The 19,850-nt window shown below is 71.9% G+C and carries 17 protein-coding genes, 1 tRNA gene and 1 pseudogene; 12 read left to right on the top strand and 7 right to left on the bottom strand.

Going from position 1 to position 19,850, the window contains the following annotated elements:
• Positions 1-398 precede the first annotated feature (398 nt).
• The 3 genes from AOK09_RS08345 (at position 399) to AOK09_RS08335 (ending at position 2,740) form a co-directional block, all read left to right on the top strand.
• On the top strand, positions 399-926 hold the full coding sequence (locus tag AOK09_RS08345) for a hypothetical protein (RefSeq protein WP_055586478.1): 528 nt from the start codon (positions 399-401) through the stop codon (positions 924-926).
• Positions 927-1,687: 761 nt separating this feature from the next.
• The gene (locus tag AOK09_RS08340) at positions 1,688-2,230 is read left to right on the top strand and encodes a hypothetical protein (RefSeq protein WP_055586477.1); all 543 of its coding nucleotides are present in this window, start codon (positions 1,688-1,690) and stop codon (positions 2,228-2,230) included.
• Between the two features lie 186 nt (positions 2,231-2,416).
• Positions 2,417-2,740 (top strand): hypothetical protein, encoded by a 324-nt coding sequence (locus tag AOK09_RS08335; protein WP_245687181.1) that lies wholly within the window; start codon positions 2,417-2,419, stop codon positions 2,738-2,740.
• 282 nt (positions 2,741-3,022) lie between these two features.
• On the opposite strand, the gene AOK09_RS08330 is transcribed toward AOK09_RS08335, so the two are convergent.
• Positions 3,023-4,273, bottom strand: coding sequence for an IS701 family transposase (locus AOK09_RS08330; protein WP_055586476.1), 1,251 nt, complete (start codon positions 4,271-4,273; stop codon positions 3,023-3,025).
• A gap of 290 nt (positions 4,274-4,563) precedes the next feature.
• Between AOK09_RS08330 and AOK09_RS08325 the strand changes: the two genes are divergently transcribed.
• Together AOK09_RS08325 and AOK09_RS08320 are read left to right on the top strand one after the other, a co-directional pair.
• On the top strand, positions 4,564-4,845 hold the full coding sequence (locus AOK09_RS08325; protein ID WP_063795887.1) for a site-specific integrase: 282 nt from the start codon (positions 4,564-4,566) through the stop codon (positions 4,843-4,845).
• Between the two features lie 381 nt (positions 4,846-5,226).
• A complete protein-coding gene (locus tag AOK09_RS08320; RefSeq protein WP_055586475.1) occupies positions 5,227-5,460 on the top strand; it encodes a hypothetical protein in 234 nt (77 codons plus the stop codon).
• A 134-nt stretch (positions 5,461-5,594) separates the two neighbouring features.
• Here AOK09_RS08320 and AOK09_RS08315 read toward each other — a convergent pair.
• Positions 5,595-5,683 (bottom strand) — tRNA-Ser (locus AOK09_RS08315).
• A gap of 55 nt (positions 5,684-5,738) precedes the next feature.
• Complete coding sequence (locus AOK09_RS08310; protein ID WP_055586474.1) at positions 5,739-7,229, bottom strand: S1C family serine protease; 1,491 nt, start codon at positions 7,227-7,229, stop codon at positions 5,739-5,741.
• 295 nt (positions 7,230-7,524) lie between these two features.
• Here AOK09_RS08310 and AOK09_RS08305 point away from each other — a divergent pair, with 295 nt between their 5' ends.
• The 4 genes from AOK09_RS08305 (at position 7,525) to AOK09_RS08290 (ending at position 11,830) form a co-directional block, all read left to right on the top strand.
• Positions 7,525-8,961 carry a purine-cytosine permease family protein gene (locus AOK09_RS08305; RefSeq protein WP_079062854.1) on the top strand — a complete coding sequence of 479 codons (1,437 nt, stop codon included), beginning with the start codon at positions 7,525-7,527 and terminating at the stop codon, positions 8,959-8,961.
• Between the two features lie 96 nt (positions 8,962-9,057).
• A complete protein-coding gene (locus AOK09_RS08300) occupies positions 9,058-9,921 on the top strand; it encodes a glycerophosphodiester phosphodiesterase (RefSeq protein WP_055586473.1) in 864 nt (287 codons plus the stop codon).
• A gap of 215 nt (positions 9,922-10,136) precedes the next feature.
• Positions 10,137-10,703: an ATP-binding protein gene (locus AOK09_RS08295; protein WP_079062853.1), complete on the top strand. Its 567-nt coding sequence runs from the start codon at positions 10,137-10,139 to the stop codon at positions 10,701-10,703.
• A 125-nt stretch (positions 10,704-10,828) separates the two neighbouring features.
• Positions 10,829-11,830 (top strand): DUF5926 family protein, encoded by a 1,002-nt coding sequence (locus AOK09_RS08290; RefSeq protein ID WP_055586472.1) that lies wholly within the window; start codon positions 10,829-10,831, stop codon positions 11,828-11,830.
• A 263-nt stretch (positions 11,831-12,093) separates the two neighbouring features.
• Here the strand turns inward: AOK09_RS08290 and AOK09_RS08285 are convergent, their stop codons facing one another.
• Complete coding sequence (locus AOK09_RS08285) at positions 12,094-12,813, bottom strand: bifunctional DNA primase/polymerase (protein ID WP_055586471.1); 720 nt, start codon at positions 12,811-12,813, stop codon at positions 12,094-12,096.
• Between the two features lie 855 nt (positions 12,814-13,668).
• Between AOK09_RS08285 and AOK09_RS08280 the strand changes: the two genes are divergently transcribed.
• Together AOK09_RS08280 and AOK09_RS08275 are read left to right on the top strand one after the other, a co-directional pair.
• Positions 13,669-15,102 carry a PP2C family protein-serine/threonine phosphatase gene (locus AOK09_RS08280; protein WP_245687180.1) on the top strand — a complete coding sequence of 478 codons (1,434 nt, stop codon included), beginning with the start codon at positions 13,669-13,671 and terminating at the stop codon, positions 15,100-15,102.
• A 155-nt stretch (positions 15,103-15,257) separates the two neighbouring features.
• The gene (locus AOK09_RS08275; protein WP_055586470.1) at positions 15,258-16,799 is read left to right on the top strand and encodes an aminopeptidase P family protein; all 1,542 of its coding nucleotides are present in this window, start codon (positions 15,258-15,260) and stop codon (positions 16,797-16,799) included.
• 42 nt (positions 16,800-16,841) lie between these two features.
• On the opposite strand, the pseudogene AOK09_RS08270 reads toward AOK09_RS08275, so the two are convergent.
• Positions 16,842-17,602: pseudogene (locus AOK09_RS08270) on the bottom strand (MerR family transcriptional regulator).
• A gap of 176 nt (positions 17,603-17,778) precedes the next feature.
• Between AOK09_RS08270 and AOK09_RS08265 the strand changes: the two are divergent.
• The gene (locus AOK09_RS08265; protein WP_055586469.1) at positions 17,779-18,708 is read left to right on the top strand and encodes an alpha/beta fold hydrolase; all 930 of its coding nucleotides are present in this window, start codon (positions 17,779-17,781) and stop codon (positions 18,706-18,708) included.
• A 26-nt stretch (positions 18,709-18,734) separates the two neighbouring features.
• Here AOK09_RS08265 and AOK09_RS08260 read toward each other — a convergent pair whose 3' ends face one another.
• Together AOK09_RS08260 and AOK09_RS41870 are read right to left on the bottom strand one after the other, a co-directional pair.
• Entirely contained in the window at positions 18,735-19,367 is a 633-nt protein-coding gene (locus tag AOK09_RS08260) for an HAD family hydrolase (RefSeq protein ID WP_055586468.1), read from the bottom strand.
• A 66-nt stretch (positions 19,368-19,433) separates the two neighbouring features.
• On the bottom strand, positions 19,434-19,850 hold a 417-nt coding region (locus tag AOK09_RS41870), incomplete at its 5' end, for an ATP-binding protein (RefSeq protein ID WP_407675370.1).

Here is a 19,850-nt window from a genome sequence, read left to right as displayed (position 1 = left end):
GGGTCCCCGTCCACAGCCCGTCCACACACTGGCCGACCCCGGGAGACAGGCGACACGGGGTGGGACAGCAAACAGGTCGGCGGTGGTCCCGGAGCAATCCGGGACCACCGCCGACCTGCACAAACGCTCAGCTGCGGAGGGCGTGGGATTCGAACCCACGGTGACGGTTTCCCGGCACGACAGTTTTCAAGACCAGGCGCACCTCCGGCCCTGACCTGGCAGAACTAGCCTTGCAGACGCCGCCATCCCACGGTTCTCCCATGCGACGCTGAACCTCGCACCAGGCGGCGGGTATGTCCGACTCAGGCGGTCCCCTGCCGAGGTGGGCGGTCCCCGCCCCGGCCAGCTCCCGGGGAAGCCGCGGTGTCGCTGTCCGTGGCACCTTCTACGGTGCTCCCGTGACGCATCCGGTGAAGTGGACCGACGACGAGATCATCGCCAGAATCCGCGAGTTTGCTCAGGCGAACGAGCTTCCTCCACCCGCCCCTGCCGAGGCAGCCGACGAACTTGAGGCTGCTCTCGGGCATCCCATGCCGGCACTGCTTCGCAGGATCTACTGCGAGGTCGCGAACGGAGGTTTCGGCGTCGATGGCGAAGTCATGGCCCTAGTCGACACGGGCGGTCCGTGGTACAGCGATGAGGACTCCCTGACCGACATCTACCAGCGGGGGGCGATTTTGCCTGAGGAGCGGGCCATCTACCCTCGCCACATCATGCCCCTGGTCACCCTGGGGTGCGCAATCTGGTGGTTCATCGACCTCCGCAGCCCGCACGGCCAGATGTGGGGCTGTGACCCTTACGGCCCCTGCGATCGACACCGCTTGTTCCTGGAGAGGTTCACGTTGGCGGAATGGCTGACTGACTGGCTCCAGGGCAACCGGACCTTCCCTCAGCGACCCGAGATCCAGGTCTGCGCCGATTGCTGACCTGGGACGCTTGGTGCTTCAGTGCTCAGGCACCGGGGGCGCGCCGCCCTCTGGGCCCCGTTGCAGAGCAGGTCGGGACCATCGCGGAGGGGGAGGAGGGAAGCTCTCCCCGCTCCGCCTGAGGTGGGGAAATGGCAGAGGCCCGGCTCGCGGACGCGGAGCGGGCCTTTGACCGGGCGGAGGATGCGAGATTCGAACTCGTGAGTGGGCTGCCCCAATACGCTTTCCAACTGTCCGCGCGGCTGTCCGGTGGCAGTAGCCCTCCGGCTGCCCGCCCTTGCGGTTCATCCAGGCCGGGACCGGCATCGCGTCCCGCACGACCGCCCACTCCGCGTCCGAGATGTCCGAGGGATACCGCGGTTCGCGGTCCGGATGGTCGCCCGCGTTCCCGAACCGGTAAGCGAGGCAATCACACGACCGGGTACCCGAGTTGTACTGCACCGGCACGGAACCGCAAGACTGCGACACAGGGCCTCCTGACCAGGTCGTTCGGACTTCGACAATCCCGGACTGGACAGGAGGCCCCGCCCTCATGCATGCGGGAGCCGAAGATCACGCGACCGAGTCACCGCACTCGAACTGGCACCCAACAAGATCGGTACGACAACGGCTTCTCACACCACCTCAGAGCGCCGTAGTCGCGACCGAGTACGCAGGTCACCTGGGCGCGGCTCATGTCGGCCATGTGCCCGGTCAGCGGGCAGTCGGGTACACGTCGACCTAATCTGACCCTGGTAAGGCAAGCCAGAAGGGAGCAGGTCATGGCCGACAACACCACGACGCCGCATCCCGCGACTCGCGCGGTCACCCGTTCTGTCGCACGACTGGAGATCGCAGTCGGAGAGGACTACGAGCAGTTCCGAGCCCGCTACGAGCAGGCCGTGCCTCCCCTTGACCACCAGCGCACCTTCGACCTGGTCACCGAGCGGGCACCGTGGAGTGCCGTGCTCGACCTCGCCGACGAGAACGCCCCGCTGGGGTTCATGATCTACTGGAAGTTCGACGCCCAGCCCCTGTTCGGCCTGGCCGACCACCACGCCCGCTGCACCGAGTACCTGATGGGCAACCACACCATCGCCGAGCGCATGTACCGCCACGACGCGGGGGCCCTCCTCTACGCCCCCCTGCGCACGACGATCCACGAGTCTCCCTCGGGGGCGACCCTGTTCGCGATCGACCGCCCCAGCGACACGGTCACTGCGCTCGGCCGGTCCGAGATCACCGAAGTGGGGCACGAGCTGGACCGCAAGGTCGGAGCTCTCCTCCGTCATCTCGCCGTCCCGGTGCCCGATGAACTGAGGTGACCCGACCAGACGTGGGCGTTCACGTCGTTGGGGCCAGGCCGCCCCCGTACGCAGGGCTTCGGCGTAGTCGGGTGGCGCCCACAGGGATGAACAGTGGCGTCCGTCGGCGCACTGGACAAAGACCAGGACAACGAACGGACCGAGTCTCACTGATCGATGTTCACCCGGACTGCCACCATGGCCACCGTGAATCGAGAGATCGGCAGGCGCAAGCAGGAGCAGGCTGTGGCCCGGCTGTGGAAGGAACACGTGCGGACGGACTTTCCCGCCAGGCTGCGCGGAGAAGAGCTAGCAGGGGTCGATCTCGTGCTGTTGGATACCTACGTCGCCGGCTGCGTATCGACCTGGCTGAGCAACCGAGGTTCCCTTGACGAGGAACGCCGCCAGATCCTGCGTGACTGCCTCGCGGACCTCGACACTGTGCTGCCACTACTCACTGAGACCCAGGAAGTCCGGTACTACGAGCGCCTGCGCGAACTGGCCGTGCTGGCATCGCAGAACGCTGCGTAGCGCGGTGCGGTCACGGGCTTGCACCCGGCCGCCCCAGCCCCGGCCGGCCTTCCCGGCCTCCCCTCGTCTGCGGGGCGAGTGATCCAAGCCAAGGCTGCCGCTTTAGTACTCCAGCAGGACTTCGACGTTTTGCCTGCTCAGAGGCTGCGTGGCGCGAGTGTAGTGGGCGAACGTCTCATCAGGGGCGGTCTTCATGGGACCGCCCCTCGATCGTGTGCAGCCGCCGTTGATAGTGGCAGCGGCGGGCAACGGCCTGGCGCTGTCGGCGCCAGATGGACCAGTTCAGGGCGTGAGTACGGGCCGAGCACCGCGGCAAACGCGGGTGGTGGGGACGGCCAGCTGCCAGGAGTCGCCGGATCTCTGCCACGGTGAGGTCGACCATGGTGCGGGAACCGTTTCTGCAGCCCCCTTTGCAGTGGCTGCGGCCATCGCGGCCAGGAAGGCGCGGGCGAGCATGGCCAGGGTGATGTGCCGCATCCAGCCGGTGTAGCGGCGGACCTCGTACTGGTCCAGGCCGCACTCGTTCTTCGCGGCCTGGAAGCACTCCTCGATCGCCCAGCGCATCCCGGCGATCCGCACCAGCTCCTCGACGGTCGTCTCGAGCGGCGCGTAGGCGAGGTAGTAGGCGATCTCATCGGGCTTGCTGAGGCTGCGGCGCGCAAGCGCCCATCGGCGGCGCATGAGGGTCTCGTCCTGGTAGTCGTACTCGGCCACGGCGGGCAGGCGGATGGCCGCCCAGTCGTAGATGCGCGGCCCCTTGGCGCCGTTGCCGCACGAGAGCCGTTCCCATGCCTCGGCCGGGGCCTGGGCAAACAGGCTCTCGATGCGGTTGCAACCCACGCTGAACTGGGACTTGGGCACCGCCAGCACGTAGCCGACGCCGGACTGTTCCAGCAGTCGGCGGAAGCGCCCTTCCTGTCCGTAGGCCGAGTCCGCAGTGACCCAGGCGATGGGCAGCTCGGAGGCGAGTGCGCGCAGCACCAGGGCCTTGGCGAGTTCGCCCTTGGTGTGGAAGTCCCGCTCGTCGGGGATCTTCGCCGCACGGCAGCGATCCCGGTCCTCGGTCCAGGACTTGGGCAGGTAGAGCTCGCGGTCGACCAGGGCGCGGCCACGGGCGGAGGCGTAGGCCGCGAAGACCCCGATCTGGCAGTTCTCGGTGCGGCCAGCGGTGCCGGAGTACTGGCGCTGCACGCCTGCGGAGGTGGTGCCCTTCTTGACGAAGCCGGTGTCGTCGATGATCAGGACTCCGTCGTCCTGGCCGAGGCGTTCGGCAACGTAGGCCTGGAGCTCGTCGCGGATCTCGTCCGCGTCCCAGCGGGCGCCGGCGAGCAGGTGCTGTAGGCCGTCAGGGGTGGCGTGACCTGCGTATTCGGCCAGCTGCCAACCGTTCTTGCGGCCCACCGGGCCGAGCAGGCCGCGGACGTAGTCACGCATCCGGCGACGGGGCTCCACGCGGCTGAAGCGGTGGCCGACACGGAGGAAGAGGTCTTCGAGTTCGCGGTCCCAGGTCTCAGCGGCAGGATCGTTGATCACGACGAAAGGCTGCCCCGCCGCTGCCACTACCAACGGCGGCTGCACACGATCGAGGGGCGGTCCCATGAAGACCGCCCCTGATGAGACGTTCGCCCCCTACACTCGCGCCATGCAGCCTCTGAGCAGGCAAAACGTCGAAGTCCTGCTGGAGTATTAAGCGGCGTGCCCGCAAGACGACGCGGGAGGTCCCCATCCCGCCTGTCCTGGTCAAGCTGCTGCGGGATCACACAGACCTGTATGGAACCGCCCCGGATGGGCGGCTCTTTCGGGCGGCACAGGGCGGCGTCGTCATGACCCGCGAGTATTCCGATATCTGGAAGAAGGCCCACGTCCTGGCGCAGACTGAGGGACAGGCGGCAACGCCGTTCGCCGAGGTGCCGTACTCGCTCCGGCATGCTGGGGTCTCGCTGTGGCTGGCCTCTGGCGTGGACCCGACCGAGGTGGCACGTCGGGCAGGGCACAGCGTCGCCGTCCTGTACCGGTTCTACGCCAAGGTGCTGGACGGCAAGAGAGAGCTGTCCAACGAGCGAATTGAGCAGGCACTCGCTGCCGCTACGGGTCCCGCCGAGTAGCTTGCCGGTCACAGATCCAACTATGTGACGTTCGCCACGCCATAAATCTCACATAATTGGACATCTCACTCACGAATTTACCTTACGCGCGCAAGACGCACGCAGCGTTGTCAGTGGGGTGTGATATAGGACGGTTTCGAGTCCGCATTCGCGCAGGTCAAAGCGGCGTAGCGTGAAACATCGTACGGTTTCACGATCATGCATCCTGCTACGAGATAGTGCCGGAGTCCAACTCCCTGCACAACGAGTTGGATTTGCGAGTCCAGGCGTCTGAGGGCTCATCATGGTGCCGAACAAGAAAGTGCCCGCACCACCGCAGCGAGGGCCGTCAAACCATGCGCGGTGGAGCGGGCAGCAGACGCCATCAAAGGAGGCATCTCCATGAGTTTGACCCCTGCCCTGAGGGTGCTGTCAAGCCCGATCCACGCCACGTGGATCATCACGGTCGTTGTCGTGCTGGTCATCGCGTGGTCGCCGGCAGCGAAGGTAGTGGGCGCCTACACCGATGTCATCTCCGTGGGCAGCGCCCTCTGCGGCGCGTGGGGGATGGACAAGGCCAGCAACGGCGCAGCTCTCACCAAAGGTCGGAAGACCCAGCTGCGCAGTCGGGGCTGAGCTGTCGGTCCCACGGATATCCCGCACACACTGGTCAGAACCGGGATGTGGGCGAGACAACGTGAGACAGAGAGTGACGAAGGCCGGTGCCCCTGTTCGGGGGCACCGGCCTTCACCTGCGGCTTTACATCCTGCGGAGGGCGTGGGATTCGAACCCACGGTGACGGTTTCCCGGCACGACAGTTTTCAAGACTGTTCCCTTAGGCCACTCGGGCAGCCCTCCTGGCGGAGGTCAGCCTAACGGGTCGGAGGGGGTGGGGTGCGGAGATCGGGGCGGGCTACTGGCTGTCGCCCACCCGCTCGCCGAGGGTCACCGTGGTGGTGTGGGTCTCGCCGCTGCGGGTGAAGACGATCTGGACCTTCTCGCCGGGGCGGTGCGACCAGATCTCGCTGACCAGGGTCGGTCCGCTGTCGATCGGCACGCCGTCCAGCTTGGTGATCACGTCGCCCGGCTTGAGGCCCGCCTTGTCGGCCGGTCCGCCCGCCGTGACGGCCGGGGTGCCCTGGACGTCGGACGGCATGATCTGGGCGCCGTCGCCGGTGTAGTTGTCGTTGCGGAGCACCCCGAGGATGGCGTAGACGGGGCGGCCGGTCTTGATCAGGGTGTCGGCGACCCACTTGGCCTGGTTGATCGGGATGGCGAAGCCGAGGCCGATGCTGCCGGCCTGCTCGGTCTGGCCGAAGGGGCTGCTGCCGCCCCCGCCGCTGGTGGACTGGATGGCGGAGTTGATGCCGATGACCTGTCCGCCGGCGTTGAGCAGCGGGCCGCCCGAGTTGCCGGGGTTGATGGACGCGTCGGTCTGCAGCGCGTTCATGTAGGAGGCCTGGGCGCCGGTGGAGTCGCCGGAGGCGACGGGGCGGTCCTTGGCGCTGACGATGCCGGTGGTGACGGTGCCCTCCAGGCCGAAGGGGGCTCCGATGGCGATGGTGGCGTCGCCGACCGCGACCTTGTCGGAGTCGCCCAGCGGCAGCGGGCTGAGCTTGTTCTTGGGCGGGTTGTCGAGCTTGACCACGGCCACGTCGTAGCCCTCGGCGCGGCCCACCACGGAGGCGGAGTAGCTGGAGCCGTCGGAGAACTTGACGGTGAGCTTGCCGCCGTCGGCCGCCGGGGCGACCACGTGGTTGTTGGTGAGGATGTGACCCTGGGTGTCGTAGACGAAGCCGGTGCCGGTGCCGGACTCCTGGGAGCCCTCGGCCTTGATGGTGACCGTGCTGGGCAGGGCCTTGGCGGCGATGCCGGCGACAGAGGTGGGCGCGCGGTTGAGGGCGGCCCGGTCCACCGTGGAGGAGACCGTGGTGCTGCCGGCGGAGGAGCCGGAGCCGGAGTCGCTGTTGGCCCAGGCGCCGATGCCGCCGCCGATGGCGCCCGCGACGATGGCCACGGCCGCCACCAGGGCCGTCAGGCCGCCCCGCTTGCGGCGGGGGTACTGCGGGTCGGTGGTCGAGCCGCCGGGGGTTCCCCAGCCGCCGACGGGCTGCCCCGCTCCGAACGGGTGGCCGCTGGGCGGCGGCCAGGAGGCGCGGTCGGCCGCGTCCCCGGCGGCGTCGGCGCCGAAGGGGGCGCTGTGTGCGGGCGGCGGCGGGTAGGCGCCCGGCTGCTGCGGCGCCGCCTGGTACGGCCCGCCGGCGGGGGCGTCGGACAGCGCACCGTCCGACGGCATGGCGGGCTGCTGCGCCGTGCGGTCGGGAGCCGGGCCCACCGCGTCATGGCCGCCGGTGGGCTGCGCCCCCTGCGGCCCGGTGAACCCACTCTCGTGCTCGGTGCTCACGGACGACCTCCATGGATGACAGGACCTTGGTGCTCAGCATTTCCCATAGCCCGTCGGAGCGCCGTAAGCAGCACACCCGTGCGGATGATGGGTTCCTTAGGCGGTACTGATGCTCGCAGGTGGGCCCCGGCCTTGGCGGGGAGACCCCCTGCACCTAGGATGACTCCTCGAACTGACACGCGGGAGCTTGGACCCAGACCAGGCTGAGAGGGTGCCGTTCGGCCGCGGTAGCGGGCCGAGGGGGTGCCGACCGCCGGAACCTGACCGGGTAATGCCGGCGTAGGGAGTAGTGGCCGTGACGGCTTCACCCATGTCCCCGTCCGTGGACGCCCAGCCCCAGGCTGCGGGCGGCGAGGCGCCTCTGGTGCTGGACACCGCCCCGCCGCGGCCGCTGGGCTTCCGAGACCAGGCGGCGTTCTGGGCCAACCTGGGCATCAGCCTCATCGGTTTCAGCAGCGCGGCGACGGTGCTGGGCACCGGCGGGCAGGAGCTGTCGTTCGCCGCCTCGGTGACCGCGATCGTGGTGGGCACCGTGGTGGGTACCGCGATGCTGGCGGTGGCCGCGGTGATCGGCGCCCGCACGGGGGCGCCGGCGATGGCGGTGCTGCGGGGGCTCTTCGGCACCCGGCTGTCGTATGTGCCGACGGTGCTGAACATCGTGCAGTGCGTGGGCTGGGGCGTGTACGAGCTCACGGTGATCGCGATGGGCGCGGAGGCGATGACCCACGGCCGGGGCTGGCACTGGCTGTACGTGGTGCTGGCCGGGGCGGTGACCACGACGCTGACCATCCGGCCGCTGGGCGCGATCGGGCTGCTGCGGCGCTATGTGGCGGTGGCGGTCGGTCTGGCGATGGTGTACTTCACGGTGCAGCTCGCCCGGCACGGCGTGCCGAACCCGGGCGCCGGCCACTGGCACGGCTTCCTGGGCGCCACCGACTACGTGCTGGCGGTGTCGATCTCGTTCGTGCCGCTGGCCGCCGACTACACCCGGCACTCGCGCACCCCGGGGGCGGCCTTCCGCGGGACCTTCTCGGGCTACACCGTGGCGCAGGTGTGGTGCTACGTGCTGGGACTGATGGCGCTGCTGGAGGCGGGCGGCGACAGCGGCCGCATCTTCGACACCTTCCTCGGGGTGACCGCGGGCTGGGCCTTCTTCGCCGTGCTGGTGGTCCGGGAGGTCGATCAGTCCTTCGCGAACGTGTACTCCACTGCGATGTCCGTGCACAACCTCTTCCCCAGGGTGGACCGGCGGCTGCTGACCGTCGGGATCGGGGTGCTGGTGACGGCGCTCGCCCTGCCGGTGAAGGAGTTCGGCAGCTGGTACTACGGCTTCCTGGGGCTGATCGGTTCGGTCTTCGTCCCGCTGCTCGCCGTACTGGCGGTGGACTACTACCTGGGCCGGGGCAGGCGGGGCGGCTGGGACCTGTCGGAGGCCGCCCCGGCGCGTCCGCTGATGCTGCTGCCGTGGCTGCTGGGCTTCGCTGCGTACCAGTTCCTGGCGCCGTCGGACATCGGCGGCTGGTGGTCGGACTTCTGGGACCGGGTGCACGGCTGGGTGCACTTTACCCCGCAGCAGTGGACGTCCGCGTCGCTCTTCGCCTTCCTGGTGGCCGCGCTGGCCACCTGGGCGCTGGTCCCGCTGACCGCGCGCGGCGCCGGCGTGGACGTGCCCGCGGGCGCCCCGGGCGCGGAGGGCGCGGCCAGCGGACAGAATGCGGCGGCCGGGTCGTAGCGCAACGTTCACCCGGACGTCCCCCGCGCGCGGCCGGGCGCCGGCGGCGGCGACCGTAGGGTGGTCCGCGTGAGGACAGCGACACCTGGCGCCGCGTTGCGGCCGCTTGCCGTACCCAGCCGGACCACGACCCGTGTGGTCGCCCACCGGGGCTCGTCGGACGCCGTGCCGGAGCACACCCTGGCCGCGTACCGCAGGGCGATCGAGGAGGGCGCGGACGCGCTGGAGTGCGATGTGCGGCTGACCGCGGACGGGCATCTGGTCTGTGTGCACGACCGCCGGGTGGACCGCACCTCCAACGGCCGCGGTGTGGTCTCCACGCTGGAGCTGGCGCAGCTGGCCGAACTGGACTTCGGCTCGTGGAAGGACGGTTCGCTGCCGCCGGAGGAGCCGGAGGCGCCGGACCGGGCCCCGGAGCTGTCGGTGATCGGCAGCGGGCCGGGCGCGTGGCGGGTGCCGGATCCGGAGCGGACCTCGGTGCTCACCCTGGAGCGGCTGCTGGAGCTGGTGGCGGACGCCGGGCGGCCGGTGGAGCTGGCCATCGAGACCAAGCACCCCACCAGGTACGCGGGCCGGGTCGAGGCCGAGCTGCTGCGGGTGCTGCACCGCTTCGGGCTGCTGGGCCCGGGTACTAGCCCGGTGCGGATCATGAGCTTCTCCCAGCTGTCGCTGCGGCGGGTGCGGCAGGCGGCGCCCAGCATCCCCACGGTCTTCCTGATGGAGCGGCTGCCGCTGCGGTTCCGGGACGGTTCACTGCCGCAGGGCGTGGGGATCGCCGGTCCGGGGATCGAGCTGGTGCGCGCCAACCCGGGCTTCGTGGCCCGGCTGCACCGGGCGGGCCACCGGGTGCACGTGTGGACGGTGGACGACCCGGCGGACGTCGAGCTGTGCCTGCGGCTCGGGGTGGACACCGTGATCACCAACCGGCCCCGAGAGGTGCTGGACCAGCTGGGACGCTGAGGCGGCGGGGGTCCGGACGGTGGCGCGGATTATTCTGCTCCGCTTTCGCGACGGCCGGTAATTATTACCCTACTGCTTGTCATTACCGCCTTGTATGCCTTCTTCCGACTTGAGGCGATCGCTCACATCCTGTTTCCGGCCCATTCCGGGCGGGCATTCACTCCTCGGCATGCGGAGGCATGCGGTAGAGGGAGGTCTCGGGGGTGGCTTTGGTGATGGCGCGCGAAGTGCCGACTTCCTCGACCATGGCACTGCCCCATGGACCGGCGAGCGTCGGTGCGGCGCGAAGGCGCCTGCGACGGGAACTGTGCGACCGCGAGGTCCCCGACACGGTGGTGGACGACGCGGTACTGATCCTTTCGGAACTGCTCAGCAATGCCTGCCGGCACGCCAGACCGCTGGCGCCGCTGCCCGAGCTGGACTCGCGGCACGCCGCCGGACCGCGGCGCCCGGGGCAGTCCCCGGCCGCGGACGACGACGGGGGTGTCCTGGTGGGCTGGCAGGTCCACGAGGACGGCCTGCTGACCCTGGAGGTCACCGACGGCGGCGCCGCGACCCGGCCCCGCAGCGCCCGGCCCTCCCTGACCTCGCACGGCGGCCGCGGGCTGAGCATCGTCGGCCGGCTGGCCGCGGACTGGGGGGTGCGGGACGCCCCGGGCGAGGTCACGGTCTGGGCGGTCCTTCCCGTACGGGCCCGCCATGCCCGGCGTTCCGGTCTGGGCGGCCCCGCCGTACGGCCGGTGGCGGCGGCGCTGGACCGGCCGGGCGCCGAGAGCGCCTGACCGGATCGACGCTCCGTCACCTCCTCGGCGGACACGCCGAAGCAGCCTGGGGCAGCGCCCGCCCGGCTACGCTTCGCGGCGGAAAGCATCGCCGAACGCGTCACCGCATTGGGGAGACCCGCACCATGGCCAAGAAGGCCGCCACCAAGGCATCCCAGCGCAAGCCCGCCACCTCCGCCGCCGCCGGGGGGACCGCGGCCGACCCCGGATCGATCCCGGTGGTCGGTGCCCGCGAGCCCTGCCCCTGCGGGTCCGGCCGCCGCTACAAGGCGTGTCACGGCCGGGAGGCCGCGCACGCCGTGCAGCAGCTGGTGCAGCGTCCGTTCGAGGGGCTGCCGGGGGAGGCCGACTGGGTCGCGCTGCGCGAGCTGGTGCCGTCCGCCACCGCTCCGCTGACGCTCCGCAAGGAGGTGGCCGCCGACGGCGGCGCACCGTCGGTGACGCTGGCCACGGTGCTGCCGATGGCCTGGCCCGCGCTGCGCCGTGCGGACGGTTCGATCCTGCTCGGCCTGCAGACCCAGTCCGCCTCCGGTGACGTCAGCCGTGACCTGGCGGACGCCCTGGAGCAGGCGCTGGCCGCCGAGCCGGGCAACCCTGTGCCGCCGCGCCGTCCGGCGCCGGGCGGGCCCCGGCTCCAGGACCTGCTGGACCTCTCCGCGCCGCTGGAGCCCACGGTGCACAGCGGCTTCGAGTTCTGGCTGGAGGACGCCGAGTCGGCGACCGGCGAGGTGGCGGCCTCGCTGGAGCGGGCCAACGCCGCGGTGATCCCCACCGAGCGGCTGCAGGGCGTGGAGTCGGCCTACTGGTGCGGCACACCGGAGAAGAACCACCTGCGCTGGGTGATGACCCATCCGGAGGAGGCGCTGCTGGACGCGCTGGCCCGGCTGTCGGCGGCCGGTGAGGCCTCACTCGGCGAGTCCACCCGGCTGGTGGGCTCCTTCCGGGCGCACGGGCTGACGGTCCCGGTGTGGGACCTGCCGCGGGAGATGTCGGCGGCGGACTGCGAGAAGCCGGCGGCGGCGTTCGCGGAGCGGCTGGCGGGGGTGCTGGAGGCGCCGGCCCCGCTCACCCCGGAGGAGCGCCGGGTGCGGGCGGGACTGGTGAACCGGCAGATCACCCTGGGGTGATCCGGAGGCCGCTCAGACGCGGAAAGACAGTGCACGATCACGAATCGCGTGAGTCGTGTCACATTTCTGTCGTTCGACCGGAATGTGCAGGTCGAGTTCGCTCGAGGGAATTTGCGGATCGAGCGATCCTTGTTACCGTTTAAACAGCCCGGTCGCTGGTGCATCCCCCGTCGCCAGCGGCCGGGCGCTTCATGTTCCGGCCCGTGCCGTTCCGGGCCCCGCCGTCCCGGGGCGGGCGATTCCCGGCCGTACGGCCTGCCGCGTCAGTACGCCAGCCGACTGCCGTCGGGCGTCGCGACACTCGCCGCGACCAGCGCACCCAGCAGATCCGCCACCCCCGGCAGCCAGGGCGCCCCGCCGGGCGACGCCGGGTCCGCCGCCGGCGGACGTTCCCAGCGCACCCCGCCGCTTCCGGTGCGCGACGGCGGCAGCACCACATAGCCCGCCGGGCCGTGGTAGCGCAGCGAGGTCGGCACCCAGTCCTGCTGGGCCAGCAGGTCGCCCAACTCGTCGAAGCTGTACGGGCGGACCAGCAGCACATGGCGGCGCGGCGTGGCGACCACCGGGCCGGTGCGCACCCGCAGCGCGTCGAAGTAGTCCAGCACCCTGGCCCCCGCGGCGGCCGGCAGGCTGACCGCCGCGACGGCGCCGCCGGTGGCGGCGACGATCGGGGCGTCCGGCCGCTGGGTCCACCACCAGTGCACCATCCGGGGATCAGTGGTGGCCGCCAGCAGCGGCGGGTCGTAGGGGTGGGCGCCGGGCACGGGGCAGTCGCCCCTGGGGCAGACGCAGGCGCGGGCCGGACGACGGCGCTCACCGCCGCGCTCCCGCTCCTCGCCCCGGTCGCCGAAGCGGTCTCGGAACGGGCGCGGCTGCACCCCCGCACCGGGCACCACGGGCCATCGCCACTGCTCCGCGCAGGTCAGTGCCGCGGACAGCAGTGCTGATCTGTTCCTCCGTCGCCTTCCGAGGATCTCGCGCATGAGCGCTCGTTCCTTTCCGTGACCGTTGAAGGATCGGGCAGTGACAAGCGGGGCGGTCTCCTGCGCGCCACAGCAAGAGCACCACGGCGGACGCTGGTTCCGGTACGTGGCGGGGGGTGGCGGATGGTGGCGTTTGCACTCCGGGCCCCCCGCGGGGGTTTCGCCGCCTGCCGTACGGGGGAAGCTCGTCGGTTCTCCGTGCAGCAGGGGTGGTGCGGGATCTGCTGTGTCCGTACGACGGGGTGGTGCGTCTCCGGGACGGGGATCCGTGTCGTGGTGCCCGGTGTACCCCGGTGTCCGGAGTGACGCCGTACGGCGGGGGGGTGGTTCCACCGTACGGGTGTGAACGGGTCCCGGCCGTCCGGGCGCACCTCCATCGTACGGTCCGTGGTCGGACGGAGAGCAGTCCTGCGGTGGTGTCGCCCGATGTCCAACCGCCCCACCGCCCCTCGTCGTCCACCGGCGCCGCCCCGGCGCCTCCGATTCGTCTCTCCGATATCGCATCTCCCACGCCGACGGTTCGGAGCAGAAGGGCGCGAACGCCGGTTCCGGTGGCCGGATCCGCCCCCCTGGGCGTCCGCCGCCACTTCCGTCCCGGCTCCGCGCCGCCTCCCCTCTCTTCGCCTGGGCCTCGGGCGATGCGGGGAGCCGCAGGCGCACCCAAGGCAGCTTGAACGATCAATCAAAGGGATGCTTTTCGGCCGAGTTTTCCTGTGCGGGACACCAGCGATCCGGCAGGGCCGCAGTTCTGGACACACCCGACCGGTCTGTGTAGAAGTGAGGTCATTCCTTGCCTTGTGGCATCTCGTGGGGGTTCACCCGCCCGTCCGGGCAGCCTCCGAAAGGGCGGATGGCATGACCGAAACGCGTCCCTCCCCCACCGGTATCGGCAGGCCGCCCACCGGCTCTCCCGAGCACGCCATCCCCTACCAGGACGGCCCCGGTGCGGAGTTGGGGACCGGACTCGGCACAGCGGTCGGCCTGCCGTCACCGTGCGCCCCGGTGGAGCAGCTCACCGCGGCCCAGGACGGACCCACCTCCTGGCTGGCCGACTTCGCCGGCCTGCACGAGCACACCGAGCACCTGGCCGCGGTACGCGGCCTGGACGCCACCCTCGGCGCCGTCCTGGACGCCGGCGCGGCGCTGCTCGGCGCCCGCCGCGGCATGCTGGTGCTGGACGCCTCGCACGGCGACGCCACCGGTCTCGGCCTGGACCGCTCCTGCCGCGGGGCGCTGGAGACCGTCCCCCGCGACACCGGCCCCTACGCCGGCCTGCTGGCCCGCGACGACCGGCCCGCCCAGCTGATCCACCCCGACGTGGCCGCCGGACCCGGCCTCGACCCCCGCTACCGGGCCGTCGCCGCCCAGCTGGGCATCGGCGCCTCCTGCGCGCTGCCGCTGGCCACCGCGGAGGACGGGCCGCTGGGCGCCGCCGTCTGGTTCTTCGACGACCCCGCCGAACCCTCCGAGCGGCAGCAGCACCTGACCCGCCTCTACTGCTCCTTCGCCGCCCCCCTGATCGCCAAGGAACTGGAGCGCGAGCGGTTGCACGCCGGCTGTGAGGCGCTGCGCCACGGCCTGCTGCCCGACCGGCTGCCGCGGGTTCCCGGGATGCGGCTGGCGGCCCGCTGCGTCCCCGCCGACCTGGACCGCTCCGCGGGCAGCGACTGGTACGACGCCCTGGCCCTGCCGGAGGGGGCCCTCGCCCTCACCGTGGGCAGCGTCGGCGGCGGCGGCACCGGCGCCGCCACCGCGATGGGCCGGCTGCGGTCCGCGCTGCGGGCCTACGCGGTGCTGGAGGGTGAGGACCCGGTGGCGGTGCTCGGCGACCTGGAGCTGCTGCTGAAGACCACCGAACCGGCCCGTTCGGCGACCGCCCTCTACGCCTACGCCGAACCCGCCGAGCGCCGGATCACCCTGGCCGGGGCCGGGCACTGCCCGCCGCTGCTGGTCGGCGACCGGGGCGCGGCCTTCGTGGAGACCTCGCTGTCGGCGCCGCTGGGCATGCTCAGCTGCTGGGAGGCGCCGGGGGTGGAGCTGACGGCCCGCCCCGGCGACGCACTGGTGCTGTACACCGAGGGTCTGGCCCGGCGCTGCGGGCCCGGTCTGGAGGCGGGTCAGGCCAGGCTGCGGGCGATCGCAGCGGAGGCACCGTACGAGGTCCGCAGCGACCCGGACCGGCTCTGCGACCGGCTGCTGGCGGCCGCCTGCGCCGAGGGCGCCGGTACGGACGGCCCGGCGGGCGAGGCGGTCGACGACCTGGTCCTGCTCACCGTCCGCTTCGACTAGCCGGACCGGCGCCCCGCGCCGCAGCCGTCGCACCCGGGCCCGATCGGCCGAACGCCCGATCGGGCCCCCGCCTACCATGGGGAGGACCGCCCGACCGCCTGTCCGAGACCCGGTAGGCGCAGCCGGGCGGCCGACGACGCAAGGAGGCGACGTACGTGACCCAGGACCGCACCCCGGCGGCGGCGGAGAACCCCGAGTCGGCCGTGCCCGACGAGGGCGAGCAGCCGATCAAGGGACGCAAGAACGGCCTCTACCCGGAGGTCTCCGAGGAGCTCACCGCGCTGATGAAGAGCGGCTGGGCCGACACCGAGCTGCACGATCTGCAGCCGGTCGAGCAGGCCCCCTACGCCGCCCGGCGGCGGGCCGCCCTCTCCGCCCGCTTCCCCGGAGAGCGGCTGGTCGTGCCCGCGGGGAACCTCAAGACCCGTTCCAACGACGACGACTACTCCTTCCGCCCCTCCAGCGAGTACGTCCACCTCACGGGCGACCAGACGCAGGACGCCGTCCTGGTGCTGGAGCCGCGGCCGGACGGGGGCCACGACGCCACCGCCTATCTGCTGCCGCGCTCCGACCGGGAGAACGGCGAGTTCTGGCTGGACGGCCAGGGCGAGCTCTGGGTGGGCCGCCGGCACAGCCTCGGCGAGGCCGCCGCGCTGCTGGGCCTGGACTGCCGCGACGTGCGCAAGGCCGCCGAGGAACTCGCCGCCGCGGCCGCCGCCAACCCGGCGCCGACCCGCATCGTGCGCCGCCACGACGCCGCCCTGGAGGCCGCGCTCGTTGACATCGAGGCCGACCGCGCCGAGCAGCGCACCGACCCGGAGACCCCCACCGCCGCCGAGCAGCGCGACGAGGAGCTGAAGGTCTTCCTCAGCGAGCTGCGCCTGGTGAAGGACGACTGGGAGATCGGTCAGCTGCAGGCCGCCTGCGACTCCACGGCGCGCGGCTTCACCGATGTGGTGCGTGAGCTGGCGCAGGCCGTCGCCTCCTCGGAGCGGTGGATCGAGGGCACCTTCTGGCGCCGCGCCCGGGTGGAGGGCAACGACGTCGGCTACGGCTCCATCTGCGCCGCCGGCCCGCACGCCACCACCCTGCACTGGGTCCGCAACGACGGGCAGGTGCGGCCGGGTGAGCTGCTGCTGCTGGACGCGGGCGTGGAGACCCACACCCTGTACACCGCCGACGTCACCCGCACCCTGCCGATCAACGGCACCTTCGACGCGCTGCAGCGGCGGATCTACGACGCGGTCTACGACGCCCAGGAGGCCGGGATCGCGGCGGTGCGCCCGGGTGCCCGCTACCGCGACTTCCACGAGGCCGCACAGCGGGTGCTCGCCGAGCGCCTGGTGGCGTGGGGCCTGCTGGAGATGGACGTGGAGAAGGTGCTGGAGCTGGGTCTGCAGCGCCGCTGGACGCTGCACGGGACCGGTCACATGCTGGGCCTGGACGTCCACGACTGCGCCCACGCCCGGACCGAGACCTATGTGGACGCGGTGCTGGAGCCCGGCATGGTGCTGACCGTCGAGCCCGGACTCTACTTCCAGGCCGACGATCTGACGGTGCCCGAGGAGTACCGCGGCATCGGCGTCCGGATCGAGGACGACATCCTGGTCACCGCGGACGGCAACCGCAATCTGTCGGCGGGCCTCCCGCGCCGTGCCGACCAGGTCGAGGAGTGGATGCGCGGTCTGGCGGTCTGAGCGTCCGGCGGGCGGGGGAGTAGGCTCCCCCGCCCGCCGCGCTCAGCCCTCCGCCCGGTCGGCGTTGGCGATCATGGCGTCGTGCAGCCACTGCGCCAGGCCGGGCCGCACCTTCTCATAGGTCCCGGTGAACCGCGGGTCGGCCACGTACATCCCGGCGAGCCCCCGGTGGATGGCGTAGGAGCAGTCGTAGAAGGAGTCCGTGATGGACCGCCGGTGCTCCTCCGCCAGCGCCATGGCCTCCTCGCTGTCCGGGCGTGTCCGGCCGCCATCGCCTCGGCGAGCCGCCGGTTGAGGTCGTCGGCCTCCTCCTTGATGCGGACCCAGTCCTCCTTGCCGTACCGGGCGGTGCGCTGCTGGGACTGCCGCCAGGCCTCGCTGTCGCCCCAGCGCTGCTCGGCCTCCGCCTCGTAGTCCTCCGAGTAGTCCTCCCCGAAGATCTCGAACTTCTCCTCGGGGCTGAGGTTGATCCCCATCTTCCGTGCCTCCATCGCTCTCTCCACTGCCGCGGCCATCTCCTGGAGCCGGGTGATCTGCTCGGTGAGCAGCCGGTGCTGGCGGCGCAGGTGCTCGCTCGGGCCGGTGTCCGGGTCGTCCAGGACGGACGCGATGTCGTCGAGGGAGAAGCCCAGCCGGCGGTAGAAGAGGATCTGCTGCAGCCGGTCCAGGTCGGCGTCGTCGTACCGGCGGTAGCCGGACGGTGTGCGCTCGCCGGGCGACAGCAGCCCCACCTCGTCGTAGTGGTGCAGGGTGCGTACGGTCACCTTGGCCAGCCGGGCGACCTGCCCCACCGAGTAGCCCATGGGCCCTCCCTTCGTCCTGGTACGAGGCTGCGTCCTCACGCGACGTGAGAGTCAACCCCGTTCTCCGGCGGACGGGTGACACGGCACCCCCCGGCAGGGGTGGCGGACCCGAGCCGGCGGCGGGCGGTGCTACGGATGGTGGATTCGGCGTCCGACCGCGAACCGGGGAGCCCGCCTTGTCCGTCGTAACCGCCCGTGCCGTGCCGACCGCGGTGCAGACCGGCTGTGCCGAGGAGCGGAAGCTGTCCTTCGGCGGCTTCGGCTACACCTGCCGCGTCGTCCGGCAGGACGATCCGGTGACGGCTCCGGTCCTGCTGCTCGGCGGGTCGGCCCAGGACCGCAACTCCTGGGTGCGCCACGAACGCTGGCTCACCCCCCTGTGCACGGTGGTCACCGTCGACCTGCCCGGGTACGGCTCCGCCGACTTCCTGCCCGCCCGCTACGGCCTGGACTTCCTGGCCGCCGCCGTCCGGCATCTGCTCGACGAGCTGGGGACGGCCGAGGTCAACCTGGTCGGGGCGTGCTTCGGTGGCGCGGTGGGCCTGCGCGTCGCCCAGCACTACCCGGAGCGGGTACGGCGTCTGGTGCTGGCGGGCATGACCAGGGTCGAACCGCGGGACCACTACGGCGACAGCGTGCCCCGCTGGTCCCGGATGCTGGAGGCCGGCCGGGTGGACGACCTCGCCCGGGAGCTGGCCGCCTGGTTCGTGGCCCCGCCCGGCCAGACGCCGGTGCGCAAGCAGGCGGCGATGGCCCGTTTCCTGTACCGGCAGTTCGTGGCGCAGACCCCGGCCCAGCTCGCCATGTGGCTGGAGCACAACATCCGTCTGGTGAACCACGAGTGGTACCGCCCGGAGCCGCTGTCCGGGCTGCCGGTGCTGGTCGTCACGGGGGAGCACGACATCCTCACCACCCCGCGGATGGGCCGCGAGGTGGCCGCCTGCCTGCCCGGCGCCCGCTTCACCACCGTGCGGGAGGCCGACCATCTGGTCCATCTGGAGCGGATGGGGGAGTTCACCGAGGTGCTGGCCCGTTTCTGCACCGACCGCCCGGTGGACGGCCTGCCCTGGTGCACCCCGCTGGAGTCCTGGCCGGACCGCGGCTGACGGCCCGGCTCACGGCCCCGGGCCGGTCACAGGCCCGCTGCGGGGGCGGCGGTCAGCGGCGCGAGGGCCGCCCGCAGACCGTCGGCCCGCCGGTAGTGCAGTACGGCCATGCCGAGGGCGCGGGCCGCCGCGGTGTTGGACTCGGTGTCGTCGACGAAGAGGCAGCGCCGCACGGGGACCCCCGCCCGCCGGGCCGCGATCCGGAAGACCTCGGGATCGGGTTTGGCCACGCCGATCCTGGCGCTGTTGACCACCGCGTCCAGGGCCCCGGTGAGGCCCAGCGCCGCCAGGTCCGACTCCAGCCGGGTGGTGGCGTTGGTGACCAGGACCACCGGCACCCGCCGCCGTACGGCGGTGAGCAGCGTCAGCACCTCGTGGTCCACCCGGCCGGTCTGCTGCGCCCAGGCGGCGCAGAGGGCGCGCGCCCGGTCCGCCGAACCGCAGACACCGGCGAGGTCCTCGGCGACGGCCGCCCGCCACTGCTGGTCGGTGACGCGGCCGGTGATGGCCGGCTGCAGCCGCTCGGGGCGGAAGGCGCCCCCTGCCAGGGTCCCGGCCGGCAGCCCGTGGGCCCGGTCGAGTCCGGTCATGTGGTCGTCCCACAGCCGCAGCACCCCGTCGAGGTCGCACAGCACGGCGTCGTACGGAAGCGCTCCCATGGGCGCCGATCGTGCCAGCGACGGCACAACGGGGCAAGATCGCAGCCGGGGTGCCCGGTGCCGGGATCAGGAGGCGGCGCGCAGCAGGGCGCCGTCCTGCCACTTGAGGACCTTGTCGAAGGTGAGGACGGTGCCGCGCCGCGGATGGCTGCGGAACTGGACGTGGTCGGCCAGCGCCCGGATCAGGAAGAGTCCGCGGCCGCTCTCGGCGGTGGGGTCGGGCAGGTCGGCGCCGAGGTCCAGCGGCAGGGCGGTGAGGCTGGCGGCGAGAGTGATACCGCCGTCCAGCACATGGGTGTCGTACGGGGCAGCGTGCTCGGCGCCGTGCAGCCGCCGGGCCGACGCGGCGGGGCTGAGCGAGGCCATCACGGCCGCCCGGCTGATCACGGTGGTGCGGGTGCGCTTGGACTGGCAGCGGGGGGCGGGCCGGGCGGGGACCTTGTGGGCCGGGGCCACCGGGACGGCGGCCGGGCGGCGCTGCAC

The organism is Peterkaempfera griseoplana (assembly GCF_001418575.1).
GTDB classification, from domain to species: Bacteria; Actinomycetota; Actinomycetes; order Streptomycetales; family Streptomycetaceae; genus Peterkaempfera; species Peterkaempfera griseoplana.
The sequence above is the reverse complement of the archived record's forward strand: the minus strand, read 5'-3'. Positions and strand labels throughout refer to the sequence as shown.